Origin of the sequence: Streptosporangium sp. NPDC000396 (assembly GCF_042898655.1) — a bacterium.
Classification (GTDB): Bacteria; Actinomycetota; Actinomycetes; order Streptosporangiales; family Streptosporangiaceae; genus Streptosporangium.
Genome location: NZ_JBIAZA010000026.1, coordinates 61306 through 80311, shown reverse-complemented (window position 1 = coordinate 80311; position 19006 = coordinate 61306). Strand labels below are relative to the sequence as shown.

The window sequence follows — 19006 nt, the reverse complement described above, 5'->3', positions numbered from 1 at the left end:
GGACTGTCCTGTGGATCACTACATGAGGTAATGGATCGCATGAGTTACTTCATGTACGACGTGATGGGCATGACGGTCGACGAGCCTGATACGGAGACGATGCGGCGGGTTCTGGACGGTCTGGCGGAGGCAGATGACGAGCATCCTGATGTGTCGTTGTCGCATGAGAGCGGGTGGTGCCTCAGCGCGTTCACCAGCGGCCTGCTGGTGTGGGAGAACACCGCCGATGACTCGGTGGTCCCCGGGGAGATGCGCGAGGCCAGCCGCGAGGAGGTGCTGCGACTCTTCGGACCACTTGCGGCGGGCAACATCACCGCGATCGAGGAGCTGCCCTGGCAGAGGTAGCCGGCCGCGCGCTCACGGCCTCGCCCACAGGAAGATTGCTGCGACGTGGAGGGCCGCGAGGTAGTGGACGGCGAGCTTGTCCGTGCGCATGGCGATGCCACGCCACTGCTTCAATCGGTTGATGCACCGCTCGACAGTGTTGCGATACCGGTAGGCCTCGCGGTTAAAGTTCGGCGGCCGTCCGCCTCGTGAGCCGCGGCGCTTACGGTTCGCGATCTGGTCGGAGGGCTCCGGGATCACCGCGGTGATGCTGCGCCGTCGCAGATGGGCACGGATCGCGCGTGAGGAGTAGGCGCGGTCGGCGGTCACGAGCTCGGGCCTGGTTCTGGGCCGTCCGCTGCCGGTCCGCGGCACACGGATGCCGGCCATGACGGCCTCGAAGAACAGCGAGTCGTGCCGGTGTCCGGCCGCGATCAGTACGGATAGCGGGCGGCACTTCCCATCGGCTGCGAGGTGCACCTTGGTCGTCAACCCGCCCCGTGACCTGCCGAGGGCGTGATCGTCCGGCTCTCCTGATGGAGCCCCCTTTTGCGGGCACCGGCGGCGTGTTGGTGGGCGCGGACGACGGTGGAATCCACGCTTACCAACCAGTCGATGTCCCCAGCGGCGTCGGCTTGCGCCTGAAGTTGGATCAAGATGCGGTGCCAGGTGCCGTCCTGGGCCCAGCGTCGGAAGCGGTTGAAGACCGTCTGCCAGGGACCGAACCGCTCGGGCAGGTCCCGCCAGGCGTTGTTTCCTCGGTACTTCCAGGCCACCGCGTCGATCACCTGCCGGTGATCCCGCCACCGCCCGCCGCGGGGCGGATCCGATGGCAACAGATGCCGGATCCGCTCCCAGCCCTCATCGCTCGACCCACCCCTGGACTCCATACCGGATCAAACGACGATCTGATCCACAGGACACTCCCTAGGGCGGTTGAGGGTCCGGGCCGGTCTTGGCGGTGAAGCCTGCGATGAGGGCCGGTCGATACTGCATGCGTTTGAGTCGGTTTTTCACCACGACGATCAGCTGGTCGACGGCGCGCACGGCGAGGTTGGCCAGACTCTTCGTTCATAACCGCCGTTGGCCGGTCCGGGAAAGTGTGGGTCGCCGAGGCTGGCGAAACCGGGCCGCCCCACCCGTACGGCCGTGCCGCAGCGGTACGGCTGGCGGATGCCGTGACGATCATGGCCTGCTGGCCGTACTGGCCGCACATGGGCGGTACCTGCCCAGCGGGCCGACTCGCGGGTTGGCCGCGGCCGGTGGATCACTCCACTGCAAGCTCCTATGGGATCTACGGGGGCATCATCTCCGCGGACCTGCTGCGCCAGGCCATCAGGATGGAAAAGCCATGCTGACAAGTGATGACGAATCGAGGATTCCCTGCTACGGCATACAGGTCTCCACCTGCATGTTCGCCATTTCATGTCAGCAAAAATCGTCACCTCATGTCACACGGAGACTGACAGAGACTGATAGGGGCTCGATTACCTTCGCAGACGATCTTCCTCTCATCACAAACTGGCCTCTGAGCTGGGCGTTGACATATAGTGACGATTTCGTACTGACAGTTTCGTGACGACTCCCACTGCGCCCTGATGAACATTCCGATTCGGTGATCATGGGCTGGACCCCTGACTGGCCGTCATGCGGCGAGCATGTCGAGCGGTCCGCCGATCAGCACCAGGGCGAACGCCGCCCAGCGGAACACATGCAGCGGCCGAGTGCGATGCAGGAGCGCGCCAAGGAGTATCTCGGCCGCGCCCATCAGCGCCCACCACGCTGCCTTGGCGAGCAGCCAGCTCCGGATCGCCTCCACGTACCGGCGCCGATCACTGGGCACGTGCTCCGTCAGGAACGCGTCGATCCGCGCTTGAATGTGACCACGCTGTACTGAGCACAGACCGTCGTGTTCGCCGTCGCATGAGTGGACGCGGGGCAGCTCTGCGATGACGCTTCGATGGAATGCCTGGTACTCCTCAAGCGAGCAACCCAGCGCGCGGGGGACGTAATCCGGACGACTGTACACAGCGCTGTGGCGGTCGCCGCGCTGGCCGGTTATCCCCCACTGGTCATGGGAGACGCCTGGGGAGGTGGACATGACGTGCCCCCGGATACTCGTGGAGAGGCCGGCCACGCCAGCTTGAGACAACCTAAGCCGGGCGCGGGAGAGGGCGTCTGTAGCGCGGACCTTCAATCCGCCGCCCCGCTGCCGCAGCTTTTCGGGGTCGAGGAGGTCCAGAACGATGGACAGCGCGGCGAAGTACAGCATGACCTTCCCGACGCGGCCCCACACCAGCATGGGCCACCCCCACACCACCATGTTGGTGGTTGAATGCCCGTCGAACCAGGTGGCGATGACGTCAAGTAACTCGTTCACGGGCCGCCCCTTCGCGTGCGCAGCGGGTTTCACGCAGGGTTCCAGTCTTCTCTCGTTCGCCGGTATGTGCCGGTCGTTCACTGACGCGGAAGGAGCAACGACTTGATGTCTCGACTCAACCAACCCAATGCCGCCCAGTTCAGCGAATCGGGGGTCAGAGTGTGGTGGAACGGAAACGTACGCTAAGCCCGTTCCCGCAGCTCAACCGTGACGGTGGAACGCGGGCGGTGAAGCGGCTCTGGCGTACGTTTCCGTTCCGTCGCACTCGGCGGGATGGGCTGCGCGGGGACTGTCTCTGCGAACTTTGAGTGATCGTCTTGTAACCGTTCGATCACTTTGTTAACGGTGTGTCCGCGTTGGTTCTACTTTCCGTGCATGCCTGTGGACTTCTTGAGTGACGGCGAGGCGGCGCGGTATGGGCGGTTCTGCGGGCCGCCATCGCGAGCGGAGCTGGAGAAGGTGTTCTTCCTCGATGACGCGGATCGCAGGCTGGTCAAGCGGTGCCGGGGTCCGCACAACCGGCTCGGCTATGCCGTTCAACTCACGACGGTCCGCTATGTCGGCAGGTTCCTGACGGATCCGCTGGACGGGGTGCCGACCGAGGTGATCGACAGCCTGGCCGAGCAGCTGGGGATCCAGGACGCGTCCTGCCTGAAGAAGTACGCGCAGCGGGAGGGGACGCATCGCGAGCACGCCGGCCAGATCCAAAAAATCTTCGGGTTGAAGGACTTCGCGGACTGCGAGGGCGAGTTCGTGGCGTCGTTGGCGGCGCACGCGTGGAACTCCGGGGACGGTCCGACGGCACTGTTTCAATGGTCGGTGCACTGGCTGCGGGAGAACGACGCGCTGCTGCCGGGGGTCACGACGTTGACGCGCTTGGTGGCGCGGGAACGTGACGCGGCGACACAGCGCCTGTACGACACCCTGGCCGCGGGGCCGACGGACGAGCAGGTCGTCGGCATGGAGAACCTGCTGGAGGTCCCGCCGGGTAAGAAGGTGTCGGAGTGGGAACGGTGGCGGACCGGCCCGTCCAAGGCGTCCGGGCCCGGTCTGGTGAAGGCGTTGTCGCTGGTGGAGGAGATCCTCGCCTCGGGGCTGGGCCGGTTGGAGCTTGATCCGTCGGTGCCGCAACGGCGGCTGGTGGACCTGGCCAAGTACGGTCTGGGCGCCCGGTCGGCGCAGATGAAACGGCACCCGTCCGAGCGGCGGATCGCCACGCTAGTGGCATCGGTGCGGCGGTTGGAGACCAAGACGATCGACGACGCGCTGGAACTGCTGGATCTGCTGATGGTGACCGAGCTGCTGGGCAAGGCGCAGCGAGAGGCCGACAAGCAGAAGGTGAGGCGGCACCCGAAGCTGGCCAAGGCATCGGCCCGGCTGGCACTGGCGGTCGAGGTGCTGCTGGAGGCGGCCGAGATCGGGGACGAGGTCGCTCTGTTCGAGGTGTGGGAGATGATCGAAGCCCGGATCCCGCGCAGGGAACTGCGGGACGCGGTGGAGACCGTGCACGAGCTGGTGCCGCCGCCGGACACCGACGACGATGGCGGCTGGTGGGCGGAGATGGCCTCGCGGTACGCGACGGTCTCGGGTTTGTGAAGGTGCTGACCGAGGTGATCGAGTTCGGCGCCAACCCCGAGGGCGGACGCGTCCTGGCCGCGATGACAGCGCTGCCGAAGGCTCTGGCCCATAAGCCGAAAGATCATTCAGCAACGCTGCTGCCGATGCGGTTCGTCGACGCCGAGGTGGTGACGGGTGTGTGGAAGCGGCTGGTGTTCGGGCACCCGGCCCGCAAGGACGGCCTGGCCGACCGCAACGCCTACGTCTTCTGTGTGCTGGAGCAGTTCCACCGCCGGCTGAAACGTCGTGAGATCTACGCGCCGGGCTCATCCAGGTGGCGGGACCCCAATGCGCAGTTGCTGGAGGGCGAACGGTGGGAGGCGGTCAAGGACAGCGTGCTCACCGACCTGGGCCTGCCGGACGATCCCGCCGACCACCTGACCGAACTCGAGGACGTCCTGGACCAGACCTATCGGGTGGTGCGTGCGGGACTGGCCGCCAACGATTCGGTGACCATCGACGACGCCGGGAAGATCCATGTGGCGAGCGTGAAGGCGATCGAGGAACCACCCAGCCTGGTGGACCTGCGCAAGCGCATCGAGGCGATGATGCCGCGCGTGGACATCTCCGAGGCGATCTTGGAGGTCCTGCAGTGGTGCCCGGAGTTCCTGTCCTCGCTGACCTCCCTGGCGGGCGGCCACTCGCAGCTGGCCGACGTCGATGTGTCGGTGGCGGCCTGCCTGACCGCGCAGGCGCTGAACATCACCTACACGCCGATCGCGGTGAAGGGGGTGCCGGCGCTGGAGCGGCACCGGCTCGGCCACGTCGACCATACCTACCTGCGCGCGGAGAATTACGCCGCGGCCAACCCGTTCCTGGTCGCCAAGCAGGAGAAGATCGGCTTCGCCAAGGCCTTGGGGGCGGTCTGGTCGCCGCGATCGACGGGATGCGGTTCGTGGTCCCGGTCCCGTCGGCCTACGCCCGGCCCAACCGCAAGTACTTCGGGCCAAAGCGCGGTGTCACCTGGCTGAACATGATCAACGATCAGGCGTTCGGGATCGCGGCGAAGGTGGTGTCCGGCACCGACCGGGACTGCCTGCACGCCCTGGACGTCATCTTCTCCTCCGGTGAGGGCCGCCGCGCGGACGTCATCGTGACCGACACCGGCTCATATAGTGACCTTGTTTTCGGGCTGGCACATCTACTGGACCGCGAGTACCGGCCGGCGCTGGCCGACCTGCCAGACCAGAAGCTGTGGAAGAGCTACTCCGACGTCGACTACGGGGCGCTGAACTCCCTGGCCCGCGGGGTGCTGGATCTGCGCAAGGTCCGCAAGCACTGGCCAGACATCCTCCGCCTGGTGGCCTCGATCTACACCAGCGCGGTCAGCCCGTACGACGTGGTGCGGATGTTGCAGCGCGACGGGCACCCCACCGCGCTCGGCGAGGCCATCAACACCTACGGCCGCATCTTCAAGTCCTTGCATGTCCTGGCTCTGATCGATGACGAGGATCTCAGGAGGGACATCAAGGGCATCCGCAACCTGCAGGAAGGCCGCCATGCCCTGGCCGAGTAGGTCTTCCACGGCCGCAAGGGGCAGCTGTTCCACCGCTACTACGAGGGCCTCGAAGATCAGCTGGGAGCTCTCGGCATCGTTCTCAACTGCCTCGTTCTGTGGAATACGACCTATATCGACGACGCTCTGGCCCAGTTACGCGAGCAGGGTTACCCGGTGAAGGACGAGGACGTCGCCCGGCTGTCGCCGTTCATCCGCAAGCACATCAACGTCCACGGCCGCTACTCCTTCTACAAGCACGACTTGGCCGGAGGCCGCCGCCCCCTGCGCGACCCCGACTCGGCCGACGACGACCAGGGCGACGGATGAGAGAACGGGCGCCGCAGCCATGGCGGCTGGGTCGTCCTCGCCCTGTCCGAGCCCGCGAGGGGGATCAGCGGCTTGCCCGGTCGCGGTGACGTCGGGCGGCGCGGATCTCGGCGTCGGCGACTTCGTCGGCCAAGAGGGTGTAGAGCTGGGTGGTTTCGGTGGAGGCGTGGCCGAGGCGTCGGCGGACGGCTTCGATGGAGACGCCGGCGTTGATGAGTTCGGTGGCGTGGGCGTGCCGGAGTTGGTGGATGTCGATCTCGATGCCGGCGGCGGTGCAGTAGCCGGTCCAGCGGTGGTGGGCGGCGTCGTAGGACAGTGGGCCGCCGGAGCCGTTGATGCTGACGCGGAAAAGTGGCCCGCTCGTGTAGCCGGCCCGGTTGAGGTAGAGCTTGAGCAGGGTGACGTAGCCGCGGTCGTCGAGCAGTACGGTGCGCACGCTGCCGCCCTTGCCGTGGATGCGCACGTGTTCGTCGTCCAGGCGCAGGTCGAGGTCTTCGACGTACAGGCCGCACACCTCGGCGGCGCGGGCGCCGCAGACGTAGGCGGTCTCGAACTGCACCCGATCGCGCAACCGGTCCAGCGGGAGGTCCTTGCGCGGCCGCCGGGAGCAGATCGCGGCCAGCACCTTGGCGACGTCGGCGGCCGCGGCCGGTCGGGGCAGCGTCTTGGGCACCTTGATGGTGTCGATTCGGTCCATGGGGTTGGCCTGCAGCAGGTCGTGCCGGACGGCCCAGCGGCAGAAGGAGGCGATCGCGGCCCGCTTGCGCTTGCGACTGGCCGCCGACAGGGCGCCGAGGTCGGCGAGGAAGGCCCGGATGGGGGCGGCGGTCAGCTCGCCGAGTTCGCCGTCGACGTGGGCGCCGAACTGGATCAGGTCGCCGCGGTAGGCGCGGATCGTCTGGCTGGAGGCGCCGGCGTTCTTCTTGTCGGTGAGGAAGTCGTCCAGGTGCGCCGCGAGCGGGTGGTCCCGGCCGAGCTGCCCGGTGATCACCGCATCCACGTTGTCGTGCCTCCACATTCGCGAAGTTGCCAGATAACCGGGAATCGAACCGTCCATGCGGGCTGGCCTGCGCCCAGGTCGCGCCTGGCGCGTGATCGCTATCTTGCCGGATAACGAAGGTTATCCCGCAACCCGTGGGATGTCTGATGTCGTGGGAGCGTGGCTCGCCGTCAGGCACGTCCCCGTCGTCGATCTCGTGAAGCAGCTCTCCGGCTCTTCGTGGCATCTTGGGACGGTAGGCGGGTGGCGGCCACGCGCCAGAAACATGGCGACTCCGCTCCACCCGCGGCACTCTCGCCGATCTTGACGCTTGTTGATAGGTTCTCTACAGGTGCGCCGGGAAGTCTGGTCGGCATTTCTGTCGTCCATTCCGGAAAGGCGCCCGCCATGCGTGCTCGCGACCTGCTCGCCGACTTCCCCACGGTCACCTTGGACACCGCGGTGATCGAAGCCGCCCGGCTGCTGGCTGACCAGGACCTGCCCGGCCTGATCGTCGTCGACGAGCGCGGGCTGCCGGTCAGCATCCTGCCCGGGACCCAGGTGCTGCGGCTGGCGGTACCCGGCTACTGCCAGGACGATCCGGCCTTGGCGCGGGTGGTGGACGAAGCGCACGCCGATGCCCTGCTCACCTCCATGACCGGCTGGACTGTGCGCGAGGCACTGCCCGCCCGGCCTCGCGAGTTGCCGGTCACTGACCCCGAGGCCACCGTGCTGGAGCTGGCCGCGCTGATGGCGCGCACGCACAGCCCGCTGGTGGCGGTGGTCGGCGCGGTTGGCGGTGGCAGCGTCTGCTCGGCGCGGTCACCCTGCAGGCGCTCATGGACGGGCTGCTGGGCCGGTGACCGCGCTTGCTTGGCTGTCGGTGGCGGTCTTTCTCGGCGCCTACGCGCTGATCGCCACCGAACGCATCCATCGGGTGGCCGCCGCGCTCGGCGGCGCCGGGATCATGCTGCTGATCCATGCCAGCGACGCCGGAGCGGCGTTCTTCAGTGAAGAAACCGGCGTCGATTGGAACGTCATCTTCCTGCTGCTGGGCATGATGGTGATCGTCGGCGTGCTCAAGCAGACCGGCATCTTCGAATACCTGGCCATCTGGGCCGCCAAACGGGCCCGCGGCAAGCCGTACCGGCTGATGGTGCTGCTGGTGGTCATCACCGCGTCGGCGTCGGCGCTGCTGGACAACGTGACCACGGTGCTGCTGATCGCTCCGGTCACGTTCCTGGTGTGCGAACGGCTGCGGCTGCCGGTGGTGCCGTTTCTGATCGCCGAGGCGATGGCCTCCAACATCGGCGGCGCCGCCACGCTGGTCGGGGATCCGCCGAACATCATCATCGCCAGCCGGGGCGGGTTGAGCTTCAACGACTTCCTCATCCACATGGCGCCGATGGTCGTCATCTTGATGGTGGCCTTCGTCGGGCTGTGCCGGATCTTGTTCCGTGAGGCGTTCGTCTACGACCCCGAACGCGCCGAGCAGATCATGCAGCTCGAGGAGCGGGAGGCGATCGCCGACCGGACCTTGCTGTGGCAGAGCCTGGCCGTGCTGGGCCTGGTGATGGCGGCGTTCGTGCTGCATCCGGTGTTGCATTACGAGCCGTCGGTGGTGGCGATCCTGGGCGCCGGACTGCTGGTGGCGGCCACCAAGGTGACCACTGAGCAGGCGATCGCCGAGGTGGAATGGCCCACCCTGGTGTTCTTCATGGGGTTGTTCGTCATGGTCGGCGCCTTGGTCGAGACCGGCGTGATCGGCCAGGTCTCCCGCTTGGCGGTCGATGCCACCGCTGGTCAGCTCGGGCTGGCCACGATGGTGTTGTTGTGGGCCTCGGCTGGGTTGTCGGCGATCGTGGACAACATCCCCTACGTCGCCACCATGAGTCCGATCGTGGCCGAGCTGGTGCAGGCAGGTGGCGGCAACGATGCGGGGCAGGTGCTGTGGTGGGCGCTGGCCTTCGGCGCTGACCTGGGCGGCAACGCCACCGCCGTCGGCGCGGCGGCCAACGTGGTCGTCATCGGCATCGCCGCCCGCAACGGCACCCCGATCAGTTTTTGGACCTTCACCAAATACGGCCTGATCGTCGCCGTGGTCACCGTGGTGCTGGTCACCCCGTACCTGTGGCTGCGCTACCTCCTGTGACGATGAGAGGCCAGGGTTCCCCGACGAGCGCACCCTGCCCGCATTCGTCGTAGTTGCGCCGGTCGCCCCGAGATGTCCATGAAGACCCGCCCAGTGCGGACCAGGTCGTGATCTGCTTTCTATGCAAGGAGGTGCCATGGTGTCCACTTCCCGCGCAGCCTTTTCCGAGCGCGCTACCGCCGTTGCGCGCCCGCCGGCCGGCCCGGTGGAGTACCGGCTGGAGGGCGAAGGCCGCAGGACGGTCGTGGTGTTCCACGGCGGTCACATGCGGGCGGGGCTGGCGCTGGGCGAGGAGGTCTTCGCCGACGCCGGTTTCACGGTGCTGGCACCCTCACGCCCCGGTTACGGGCGTACGCCGCTGACCACGGGCACGACGCCGGCCGGCTTCGCCGACGCCACCGCCCAGCTGTGCCGGATCTTAGGCATCGAACGCCTCGCCGCGGTCGTGGGCATCTCGGCCGGCGGCCGCACCGCGCTGACCATGGCCGCCCGCCACCCGCACCTGGTCGAGCGCATCATCCTGCAAAGCGCGGTCGGATTCCTGCCCTGGCCCGACCGGCTGACCCGGCTGGGCGGCCGGGCGGTGTTCAACGCCCGGGTGGAGGCCGGCACCTGGGCGATCATGCGGTCCCTGATCCGCCTCGCGCCGTCGCTGGGGCTACGCCTGCTGCTGCGTAGCCTGTCAGCCCTGCCCTCGCGCCAGGTCCTGGCGGGCCTGTCCACCGCCGAACGCACCACGCTGGCTGGGTTGTTCACCATGATGCGCTCGGGCCACGGCTTCGTCGCCGACATGCTCCCGGTGCCCGACTGCGCCACACAGGTCGACCAGCCCGCGCTGATCATCGCCACCCGTCACGACCGGTCGGTGCCCTTCGCCCATGCCGAGTCCTTGGCATCGGTCATGCCGAACGCCGAACTGGTGGACAGCCGGGCCGACAGCCACATGATCTGGTTCGGCCCTGACTACCCCCGCATCGCCACGAAGATCCGCGAATTCCTCGCCGCAGGCTGAGCGCGGCTACCGCTTGTCGGGTCTCGGGCTGTCCGGTCACGCGAAGGTGCCGCCCCGGCAGGGGCTGAGCACATCGACCTCGGCCAGGCGGACCCGCCGGGTCACACTCCCGGCAACTGGGAGATCGCGCCCCTGGTGGGGTGCGGGTGAGCCGGGAAGCCTGGTCGGTCTGCGGTCTGCGGTCGCGGAGCTAGGCGGCTTGCTTGCGATGCGCCCGACCACGCCCCTTCTCGGCTGCGGCACCCCCGACACGGCGTGGACGATGTTCTGGCCATGCGGCGGTCGGCGGGCTGGGGTCAGCCGGTCTGCTGGTGCCAGCGGTGCAGCAGGGCGGGGAGCTCGCCGAGCAGGAATTCGTAGAAGGCGTGCATCTGGGCCAGGCGCTGATGGGCGGGATCGCCCTCATCGGTGGCGGCGATCCCGGCGGCCGCGGCCTGAAGCATGGCCTGGATGACGGTGTTCTGGCTGGTGAACAGGGTGGCCCAGGCGTCGTCGCGGAGACGGTAGTGCTCGCGGCGGCTGCCGGGGGCGGGCAGGCGTTCGATCAGCCCGACCGTCGCCAGGGATTTGATCGCGCCGGAGACCGAGCCTGCGCTGGCCTCCAGCCGGTCAGCGATCTCGCCGGCGGTGACGCTTTCCTGGTCGGTGAACAAGAAGACCGCCAGGGTGCGCGCGGCCATGCGCTGCAGCCCGCCCTCGATCAGCGTCAAGGCCAGCCGTTCCGCCGCCTGCCACTGCTCATACCGATCGTCCACGTGCTCGCCTCCTTGAGGAGAAACAGGATACCGAACACCCCGACCCTTCAGAAATTTCTGAAAAGTCGGTATATTCCTCGTATCGGCCTCTCACGAGAGGTTCGATGGTGTGCCGGGAAGCCTGGTCGGCGATGTGACCTCTCATCAGCGTCGACAGGAGTTGACCAGCCATGACCCTGCTCAGCCGTTTGTACGGCGTGCGCCCCACCCTGCGTCACCGGGTGCGCGTCCGGCGGAACGTGGAGATCCCGGCCGTCGATGGTGTGCGGCTGCTGGCCACGCACTACTACCCGGCCGGTCAGCGCCGACCGCCGCTGGTACTGCTGCGCAGCCCATACGGCCGCGGCAACGCCCTGGACCAGCTGCCGAAGCTGCTGGCCGAGCGCGGCTACCAAGTGCTGTATCAGAGCCTGCGCGGCACGGCCGGGTCCGGTGGCCGCTTCGACGGCTTCGTCATCGACCCGGCCGACGCCGACGGCACGCTGAGCTGGCTGCGCACCCAGCCGTGGTTCGGCGGCGAGCTGGCCACCTGGGGCGCCAGCTACCTCGGCTACGTCCAATGGGAGCTGGCCGCCCGGGACATCCCCGAATGGAAGATCGCGCTGATTCAGGACGCGCCGTCTTCCTTCGCCGACGGCTTCATGTACCCCGGCAGGGCCTTCGCCTCTGGTAACGCGCTCGGCTGGGTGCAGCTGGTGGAGCGGATGTTCACCGGCGGCTACGGCATCACCCGCCAGCTGACCGGCATGATCGGCGCCGCACGGAGGCTGTCGCGTGCCACGCTCACCCTCCCACTGCAGGAAGCCGATCAGGCACTGACCGGGCACCCCGTGCCCTGGTTTCGGGACTGGGTCCGCCATGGTCCCGGCGAGCCCTACTGGGCCAGCACCGACCACCGCGCCAACACCGCCCGCATGCCATCCTTGGTGCACCTGCAGGGCGGCTGGCACGACTTCTTCCTGCCCGGCATGCTGGCCGACTACGCCGCCCTACTCGCCGCCGGGCGCAGGGTGCGGCTGCTGGTCGGCCCATGGAGCCACGGCCGCGGGCTCTACACCCGCGAAGGGCTGACCGACGCGCTCGCCATGCTGGACGCCGCGCTGTTCGGGCGGCAGGTGCCCTCGGGCGTGCGGCTGTTCGTCACCGGCGCGGGCCGTTGGATCGAAGTACCCGCCTGGCCGCCGGAGCACGAGCCGACCCCCTGGTTCCTGCACCCGGACGGCGAGCTGAGCCGTATCCCGCACGACGGCCGGGCGGCGCCCAGCCGCTACCGCTACGACCCCGCGGACCCGACCCCTACCGTCGGCGGCACGCAGGTGGGCATCTCGGCGGGGGCGAAGGACAACCGCCGCATCGAGGCAAGAACCGACGTGCTCACCTTCACCACCGCGCCCCTGGCCGAAGACGTCGAGGCCGTAGGCCCGGTCCGCGTGCGATTGCACACGCGCTCGGCCAACCCGCACGTCGACTACTTCGCGCGGTTGTGCGAGGTGGACGCGCGCGGCCGATCGGTCAACGTGTGCGACGGCATCGTCCGGCTGCGAGACCCCGGCGACATCCGGGTGGCCGACATCCGGGTGGCCGACATCGCCCTGTGGCCGATGGCCCACCGCTTCCGGCGCGGCCACCGCATCCGGCTGCAGGTCTCCAGCGGCGCCCACCCGCGCTTCGGCCGCAACCCCGGCACCGGCGAACCAATCGCGACCGGGCGCGGCCTGCGCCCCTCGGAACACGAGATCTTCCACGACCACAGCCGCCCGTCAGCCCTCTGGCTGCCCCTCGCTCCAGGAGCATCGTGAAACTACTCGTCCTCGGCGGCACCCACCACGTGGGCCGCGCCATCGTCGAGACCGCGCTGGAGCGCGGTGATGAGGTGAGCACACTCAACCGCGGCCTCAGCCGCGCCCCCGCACCCGGGATACGGGCGCTGATCGCCGACCGCACCGACTCTGAGTCCGTACGGCGGGCACTGGGCGATGAGGAGTGGGACGCGGTCATCGACACCTGGGCCTGGGCGCCGCGGGTGGTGCGCGACAGCGCCCGCCTGCTGGCCGGCCGGGCCGGGCACTACGGGTATGTCTCCAGCCGAGGCGTGCACCGCTGGCCCTGGCCCGCGGGCGCCGACGAGCACGCCCCCCTGGTCGACGGCGACCCCGGCAGCACCGACGACGTCGACTACGCCGCCGCCAAGCGCGGCGGCGAGCTCGCCGTTCTGGAATCCTTCGGCCAGCGGGCGCTGCTGGCCAGAGCAGGGATGATCCTCGGCCCGTATGAGGACGTCGGCCGCATCCCGTGGTGGCTGCGCCGCCTGGAAAGGGGCGGGCGCGTCCTGGCCCCCGCCCCGGCCCAGACGCCCCTGCAGTACCTCGACGTCCGGGACCTGGCCACCTGGATGCTCCAGTCGGCCGAACGCGGCCTGAGCGGCGCCTTCACCGTGACCGGCCCACCCGGCGCGATCACCCTCGGCGAACTGCTCGAAACGGCGCTGGAGGTCACCGGCTTCGCCACCGAACTGGTGTGGGCGCCGGCGGAGCTGCTGCTGCGGCACGGCCTGCCGCTCGGCATGGAGCTCGGGCTACGGCTGCCCGACGGCAGCGCGCCGCGCGGCATGCACGACGCCGACGTCCGCGCCGCCCTGGCCGAAGGGCTCACCACGCGCCCGCTGCGCGAAACCCTCGCCGACACCTGGGCCTGGCTCCAGGCCGAAGGCGACCCGGCGCCCCGCGCCGATGCGCCCTCCCCCGACACCTGGCTCGACACCGCCGCGGAACAGCGGCTGCTCGACCAGCTCTCCCACTAAGGAAACCCAACTTTTATGCGCGCCATCATCATCGGAGCCGGCATCGCCGGCCTGGCCACCGCCCTGCGCCTGCACCAGATCGGCTGGGACACCCTCATCGTCGAACGCGCGTCCGCCCGCCGCGGCGGCGGCTACGCGGTCACCTTCGGCGGCATCGGCTACGACGCCGCAGAACGCATGGGCATCCTGCCCGACCTGCGAGCCAAGGCCTTCGACACCCAGGAGCTCGTCTACCACAAGAGCGACGGCTCGCGCCGCTTCGCCCTCGACCGCGCCACCATCGCCGCCACCACCGGTGCGCGCTCGATCACCATCCTGCGCGGCGACCTGGAGGCCGTCCTGTACGAGAAGGTCCGCAACCACACCGAGATCCGCTTCGGCGCCACCCTCACCGCCATCGACCAGGACAAGCACGCCGTCCGCGTCACCCTGAGCGACGGCACCATCGAGGAGGCCGACCTGCTCATCGGCGCCGACGGCCTGCACTCGGCCACCCGCGCCCTGCTGTTCGGCCCGGAGGAGGACTTCCTGCTCGACCTGGAGCACAAGGTCGCCGTCTTCATGCTGGATCGGCGACCCGCAGCCATCGCGCCCGGCGCGACCGGCACCCTGTCATCGCGCGGCCGTACCGCGGCGGTCATCAGCGTCGGCGACGGCCGCAACGTCGCCTTCTTCGGCTACCGCGCCGACCACGCCCGCCCAGACGAGGACGTCGCCACCCAGCTGGAACGCGTCTACGGCGACCTCGGCTGGGTCATCCCCGAAGCCCTCGCCGGGCTCCAGCGGGCCGATTCGGTCTACTTCGACACCATCAGCCAAGTCGTGGCACCGTGCTGGAGCAGCGGCCGGGCGGTGCTGCTGGGCGATGCCGCCTGGTGCGTCACCCTGTTCGCCGGGTACGGCTCAGCGCTGGCCGTCGGCGGCGCCGATCGCCTCGGCACCGAACTGGCCGCCCACCCCGGCGACATCCCCGCCGCGCTGACCGCGTGGGAGGCCGCCATTCGGCCCGAAGCCGAACGCAAACAGAAGCTCGGCCGCCGCGTCAAAGGCGTCTACGCCCCCGCCAATCCGCTGCTGCTATGGCTGAGCCTGCTGCCGCTGCGGCTGGCCTCCCTGCCGCCGGTCCGCCGGTATATGACCCGTCGCTTCATCAAGGGCTGAGGTTGCCGGGCACCTGGCCGGGCGGGCGGCCAGGTGTTACATTCCTGGCAACTGGAAGATCGCGCCCCTGGTGGGGTGCGGGTGTCGGTGAGCCGGGAAGCCTGGTCGGCCCGCGATCTTGGGATCGCGGAGCTAGGAGGCTGCTTCCGATGCGCCCGACCACGACCCTCCTCAGCTGCGGCATCGCCGCAGGCCTGCTTGTTCCAGCCCTGATGCTGATCGACGGCGCCACCCGGCCCGGCTACAGCCTCTGGCATCACGGCGCCAGTCAACTCGGCACCGGCGAGCGCGGCTGGCTGCAAACGGTCAACTTCGTGATCGGCGGGCTCCTGCTGCTCGCCTTCGCCGCCGGGCTGCGCCGTGCTCTTCCTCCCGGCCATCGCGCTCTGTGGAAGCCGATCCTCCTGATGGCCGCCGGCCTGGCGCTGGCCGTGGCAGGGATCGTGCCCACCGATCCCGCCCTCGGCTACCCGCCCGGCCGGCCCGAGGTGGTCACCACCACGGGCCGGCTCCACGCCCTGGCCGGCCTGGCGCTGTTCGCCGCTCTGGCGGCCGCGCCGTTCGTACTGGCACGAAGCCCGCACCCCGGCAGCAGGAGATGGGCCGCCTACTCCCGCTGGTCGGGTGCGCTGGTCATCACCTTCGCCATCGCCGCCGGACTCGCCTTCCGCCTGGACGTTCAGGACGTGCTCCAGCCCGCACCCGCCGGTCTGCTCGAACACGCCGCCCTGCTGGTCGGCTTCGCCTGGATCATCGCTGTCGGCGTTCGCCTGCGCCGCCAAAACCCTGCACCCGGACAGGCCTGAGCGATGGAGATCCTGTTTGGCCTGTACATCCTGCGGACTCTGATCAAGTTCGTCACCCTGTTCGCCGTGCCGTACTCCACCCGCATCAAGCACATCGCCGCCGTGCACGAGGGCGGCGCCTTCCTGCGCTGGTTCGACAACATCCTGGTGCTGCTCATGATCATCCTGGTCGCCCTGCTGGCCGCCGTCGGGCTGGAACATCTCAGCTTCACCACCGGCCTGCTGGTCGGCCTCACGCTGACCCAGGTGTTCTTCCACCGCTTCACCCGGCCGCTCGCGCCGAACCGCGAGCCTCCGCCCCTGCAGGGCGCGCTGCTCGTCTGGGCGTTGTTCATGCTCATCACCCAGCAGCGAAGGAGAGCCTAATGGGCGGCGCAGCGGCCCCGGTCATCGAGGTGGCCGGCCTGACCAAGCGCTACAAGGACGTCCTGGCCGTCCACGACGTCGGCCTGAGCGTGCAAGCGGGCCAGATCTACGCCCTGCTTGGACTCAACGGCGCCGGCAAGACCACGCTGATCCGCATGCTGCTCGGCATGATCGCCCCTACCTCCGGATCGGCGTGGGTGCTCGGCACGGCCGTCTCGGCCGGACAGCGCTCGGTCTGGGCCCGCACCGGCTACCTGGTCGAAGCCCCGGCCGCCTACCCCGAGCTGACCGTGCGCGAAAACCTCCATCTGTACGCCCGCCTGCGCCGGCTGAAACACCCCGGCCGGCACGTGGAGGACGTCATCGAACGGCTGGCCCTGACCCCCTACGCCGGGCGACGCGCCCGCATCCTGTCCATGGGCAACCTGCAACGCCTGGCCTTGGCCAAAACCCTCATCCACAACCCCGACCTGCTCATCCTCGACGAACCCGTCAACGGCCTGGACCCCGCCGGCGTAGTGGAGATCCGCACCCTGCTGACCGGCCTGGCCCGCGAGCACGGCACCACCGTGCTGATCTCCAGCCACCTCCTGGCCGAAGTCGCCCGCCTGAACAGCCGCATCGCCATCCTGCACCAGGGCCGGCTGCTGGCCGAACACGACGCCACCAGCCTGGACCAACACCGGCGCCGCCACCTGCACGTTTCCACCCGCGACGACACGGCAGCCGACCGGGTACTGCGCGATCACGGCTACCACTCCGACCCCGGCCTGCTGCTGACCGACGAACGCGCCCTGACCCGGCCCGAGGAGGTGGCCACCCTCCTGGTCGAAGCGGGCGTGCCACCCACCGAACTCCACCTGGTGGAAGAAGACCTGGAAACCTACTTCCTGCGCATCGTCGGAGCCGACCATGCATGAAGCGCTGTGGAGCGAACTACTCAAGGCGCGACGCAGCCGCCTGCCCTGGCTCACCGCGCTCGCCTTCGCCCTCGTCACCCTCGTCTGCGGCCTGTTCATATTCATCCTGGCCGACCCCGCCCGCACCCGCGCGCTGGGACTGCTCGGCGACAAGGCACAGCTGTCCGGCGCCAGCGCCGACTGGCCCGGCTACCTGGCCCTGCTGGCCCAAGCGGTCGCCGTCGGCGGCCTGCTGGTCTACAGCATGATCGCCATCTGGCTGTTCGGCCGCGAGTTCAGCGACCACACCGCCAAAGACCTGCTCGCCCTGCCCACCTCCCGCACCGCCATCGTGGCCGCCAAGTTCACCCTCGCCGCCGGCTGGGCCCTGCTGCTCGCCACGGGCACGACCGTCCTCGGCCTGCTGCTTGGCGCGCTGCTGGCACTACCCGGCTGGTCGGCGCAGGCGGCCGCAGCTGGAGTGGCGCGGATCCTGGTCGCCGCTGCGCTGTCTGCCGCGCTCACCACACCGCTGTCGCTGGCCGCCAGCATCGGCCGCGGCTACCTGGCCGCGGTCGGCGTGCTGTTCGTGCTGGCCTTCGCCGCCCAGATCATCGCCGCGCTCGGCTTCGGCGCCTGGTTCCCCTACTCGGTACCCGGCCTGTACGCAGGCATCGCCGGCCCCGACCACGACCCGCCAGGACCCATCAGCATCCTGCTCGTCCTGACCACAGGCGCAGCGGGCGTGGCAGCAACCCTCGTGTGGTGGCGCACCTCCGACCATGACCACTGACCGAACCGAGGCCCAGACCGCCCTGACCAGCCTCGGCCGCCCCGCCCGCCTCGGTGAGGAGGCCTCCGCTCGCATCACCGCAGAGGCGTACACCAAAGCCACTTCACCGCCTGCGTCAACCGCCACGGTTGACCTGCAGGAACGGGCTTAACGTACGTTTTCGTTCCGCCACACTCTGACCCCCGAGACCAGCATCCGGTACGGAGGGGTAGGCGGCATCGCCTACCACTACATCTCCGACACCACGTGGCGCTGTTCTCCAGATTCATACCCTGCGGGGTATGGGAGGCGGTCTACCTCATCGAGGGCCTGCTGGCCAACGACTCCGACATCCAGCCGAGGACCGTGCATGCCGATACACAAGGCCAGTCGTTCCCGGTCTTCGCGCTGGTGACCTTGTTCGGGTTCGACCTGATGCCCCGCATCCGCAACTTCAAGGACCTGATCTTCTTCCGGGCCGACCCCCAGTTGAGCTACCCGCACATCGACGCGCTGTTCGGCGACCGAGGCCGCAACGTGATCGACTGGGACTTGATCGAGCGGCACTGGCGCGACTTGATGCAGGTGGCCATCTCCATCACCGAGGGCCGGCTGAGCTCGGCCACCCTGATGAGGCGCCTACGCTCCAACTCCCGCAAGAACCGGATCTACAAGGTCTTTCGCGAGGTTGGCCGCAGCGTACGCACGGTGGCACTGCTGCGCTATCTGGCGGACCCGGCGCTGCGCGCCCGCGTCACCGCGGCGACCAACAAGGTCGAGACCTACAACGGGTTCTCCCAGTGGCTGGGGTTCGGCAACAACGGCGTGATCGCCGACAACGACCCCGAAGAGCAGGAGAAGTTGATCAAGCTTAACACTCTGCTGGCTAACCTCGTGATCTTCCACAATGCCTTGGACCTTATGGACGTGGTGCGCACCTTGGTGGCCGAGGAGTGGACCATCACCGCGGATGAGCTCGGAGCGCTGTCACCCTACTTGCGCGCCCACATCCGCCGCTTCGGCGCCTACGCCACGGACGAGATCGCCGAGGAGCCGGCGGCGTTCAACCCTGATCTCAAGGAGATCGACTTCACCGCCGTTGACCTGGCTGCCTGACGGTGTCGATTCGTCTGGTGGGGCCACCGGCTGGCCTGGCCT

17 protein-coding genes and 1 pseudogene are annotated in these 19006 nt (G+C 68.7%); 14 read left to right on the top strand and 4 right to left on the bottom strand.

From position 1 onward, the window contains the following. Window positions 1-39 precede the first annotated feature (39 nt). A complete protein-coding gene (locus tag ACFY2X_RS34170) occupies window positions 40-345 on the top strand; it encodes a hypothetical protein (RefSeq protein WP_389946785.1) in 306 nt (101 codons plus the stop codon). Between the two features lie 12 nt (window positions 346-357). Here the strand turns inward: ACFY2X_RS34170 and ACFY2X_RS34165 are convergent. Further along, window positions 358-1214 (bottom strand): IS5 family transposase gene (locus ACFY2X_RS34165; protein WP_389946783.1). Its coding sequence is split into 2 segments (ribosomal slippage): window positions 358-872 and window positions 872-1214, totalling 858 coding nucleotides; the frame shifts between segments, so codons are not numbered across the junction. 755 nt (window positions 1215-1969) lie between these two features. Next, complete coding sequence (locus ACFY2X_RS34160) at window positions 1970-2704, bottom strand: hypothetical protein (RefSeq protein ID WP_389946781.1); 735 nt, start codon at window positions 2702-2704, stop codon at window positions 1970-1972. Between the two features lie 375 nt (window positions 2705-3079). On the opposite strand from ACFY2X_RS34160, the gene ACFY2X_RS34155 reads away from it, so the two are divergent. Beyond that, complete coding sequence (locus ACFY2X_RS34155) at window positions 3080-4300, top strand: DUF4158 domain-containing protein (RefSeq protein WP_389946779.1); 1221 nt, start codon at window positions 3080-3082, stop codon at window positions 4298-4300. A gap of 62 nt (window positions 4301-4362) precedes the next feature. After that, window positions 4363-6146 (top strand): annotated as a pseudogene (locus ACFY2X_RS34150) (Tn3 family transposase). Window positions 6147-6210: 64 nt separating this feature from the next. On the opposite strand, the gene ACFY2X_RS34145 reads toward ACFY2X_RS34150, so the two are convergent. Beyond that, the gene (locus ACFY2X_RS34145; RefSeq protein WP_389946777.1) at window positions 6211-7146 is read right to left on the bottom strand and encodes a tyrosine-type recombinase/integrase; all 936 of its coding nucleotides are present in this window, start codon (window positions 7144-7146) and stop codon (window positions 6211-6213) included. A 387-nt stretch (window positions 7147-7533) separates the two neighbouring features. Here ACFY2X_RS34145 and ACFY2X_RS34140 point away from each other — a divergent pair, with 387 nt between their 5' ends. The 3 genes from ACFY2X_RS34140 to ACFY2X_RS34130 all read left to right on the top strand — a co-directional run bounded on the left by ACFY2X_RS34140 (window position 7534) and on the right by ACFY2X_RS34130 (window position 10289). Beyond that, a complete protein-coding gene (locus tag ACFY2X_RS34140; RefSeq protein ID WP_389946775.1) occupies window positions 7534-8139 on the top strand; it encodes a CBS domain-containing protein in 606 nt (201 codons plus the stop codon). Continuing rightward, a complete protein-coding gene (locus ACFY2X_RS34135) occupies window positions 8036-9277 on the top strand; it encodes an ArsB/NhaD family transporter (RefSeq protein ID WP_389946890.1) in 1242 nt (413 codons plus the stop codon). The genes ACFY2X_RS34140 and ACFY2X_RS34135 overlap by 104 nt, the downstream gene beginning before the upstream one ends. Window positions 9278-9413: 136 nt before the next feature. Continuing rightward, window positions 9414-10289, top strand: coding sequence for an alpha/beta fold hydrolase (locus ACFY2X_RS34130; RefSeq protein WP_389946773.1), 876 nt, complete (start codon window positions 9414-9416; stop codon window positions 10287-10289). Window positions 10290-10585: 296 nt separating this feature from the next. Here the strand turns inward: ACFY2X_RS34130 and ACFY2X_RS34125 are convergent, their stop codons facing one another. Then, entirely contained in the window at window positions 10586-11044 is a 459-nt protein-coding gene (locus ACFY2X_RS34125; RefSeq protein ID WP_389946771.1) for a GbsR/MarR family transcriptional regulator, read from the bottom strand. Between the two features lie 170 nt (window positions 11045-11214). On the opposite strand from ACFY2X_RS34125, the gene ACFY2X_RS34120 reads away from it, so the two are divergent. The 8 genes from ACFY2X_RS34120 to ACFY2X_RS34085 all read left to right on the top strand — a co-directional run bounded on the left by ACFY2X_RS34120 (window position 11215) and on the right by ACFY2X_RS34085 (window position 18964). After that, complete coding sequence (locus tag ACFY2X_RS34120; protein ID WP_389946769.1) at window positions 11215-12843, top strand: CocE/NonD family hydrolase; 1629 nt, start codon at window positions 11215-11217, stop codon at window positions 12841-12843. Further along, window positions 12840-13844 carry an NAD-dependent epimerase/dehydratase family protein gene (locus ACFY2X_RS34115; protein ID WP_389946767.1) on the top strand — a complete coding sequence of 335 codons (1005 nt, stop codon included), beginning with the start codon at window positions 12840-12842 and terminating at the stop codon, window positions 13842-13844. The genes ACFY2X_RS34120 and ACFY2X_RS34115 overlap by 4 nt, the downstream gene beginning before the upstream one ends. Window positions 13845-13859: 15 nt before the next feature. Beyond that, a complete protein-coding gene (locus ACFY2X_RS34110) occupies window positions 13860-15005 on the top strand; it encodes an FAD-dependent monooxygenase (protein WP_389946765.1) in 1146 nt (381 codons plus the stop codon). A gap of 149 nt (window positions 15006-15154) precedes the next feature. Further along, the gene (locus ACFY2X_RS34105) at window positions 15155-15811 is read left to right on the top strand and encodes a DUF998 domain-containing protein (protein WP_389946763.1); all 657 of its coding nucleotides are present in this window, start codon (window positions 15155-15157) and stop codon (window positions 15809-15811) included. Window positions 15812-15814: 3 nt separating this feature from the next. Then, window positions 15815-16177, top strand: coding sequence for a hypothetical protein (locus ACFY2X_RS34100; protein WP_389946761.1), 363 nt, complete (start codon window positions 15815-15817; stop codon window positions 16175-16177). After that, the gene (locus tag ACFY2X_RS34095) at window positions 16177-17097 is read left to right on the top strand and encodes an ABC transporter ATP-binding protein (RefSeq protein WP_389946759.1); all 921 of its coding nucleotides are present in this window, start codon (window positions 16177-16179) and stop codon (window positions 17095-17097) included. Before ACFY2X_RS34100 ends, ACFY2X_RS34095 begins: the two co-directional genes overlap by 1 nt. Beyond that, the gene (locus ACFY2X_RS34090) at window positions 17090-17869 is read left to right on the top strand and encodes an ABC transporter permease (RefSeq protein WP_389946757.1); all 780 of its coding nucleotides are present in this window, start codon (window positions 17090-17092) and stop codon (window positions 17867-17869) included. Before ACFY2X_RS34095 ends, ACFY2X_RS34090 begins: the two co-directional genes overlap by 8 nt. Before the next feature lie 246 nt (window positions 17870-18115). Continuing rightward, window positions 18116-18964, top strand: coding sequence for a Tn3 family transposase (locus ACFY2X_RS34085; protein WP_389946755.1), 849 nt, complete (start codon window positions 18116-18118; stop codon window positions 18962-18964). The last annotated feature ends 42 nt before the right edge of the window (window positions 18965-19006 follow it).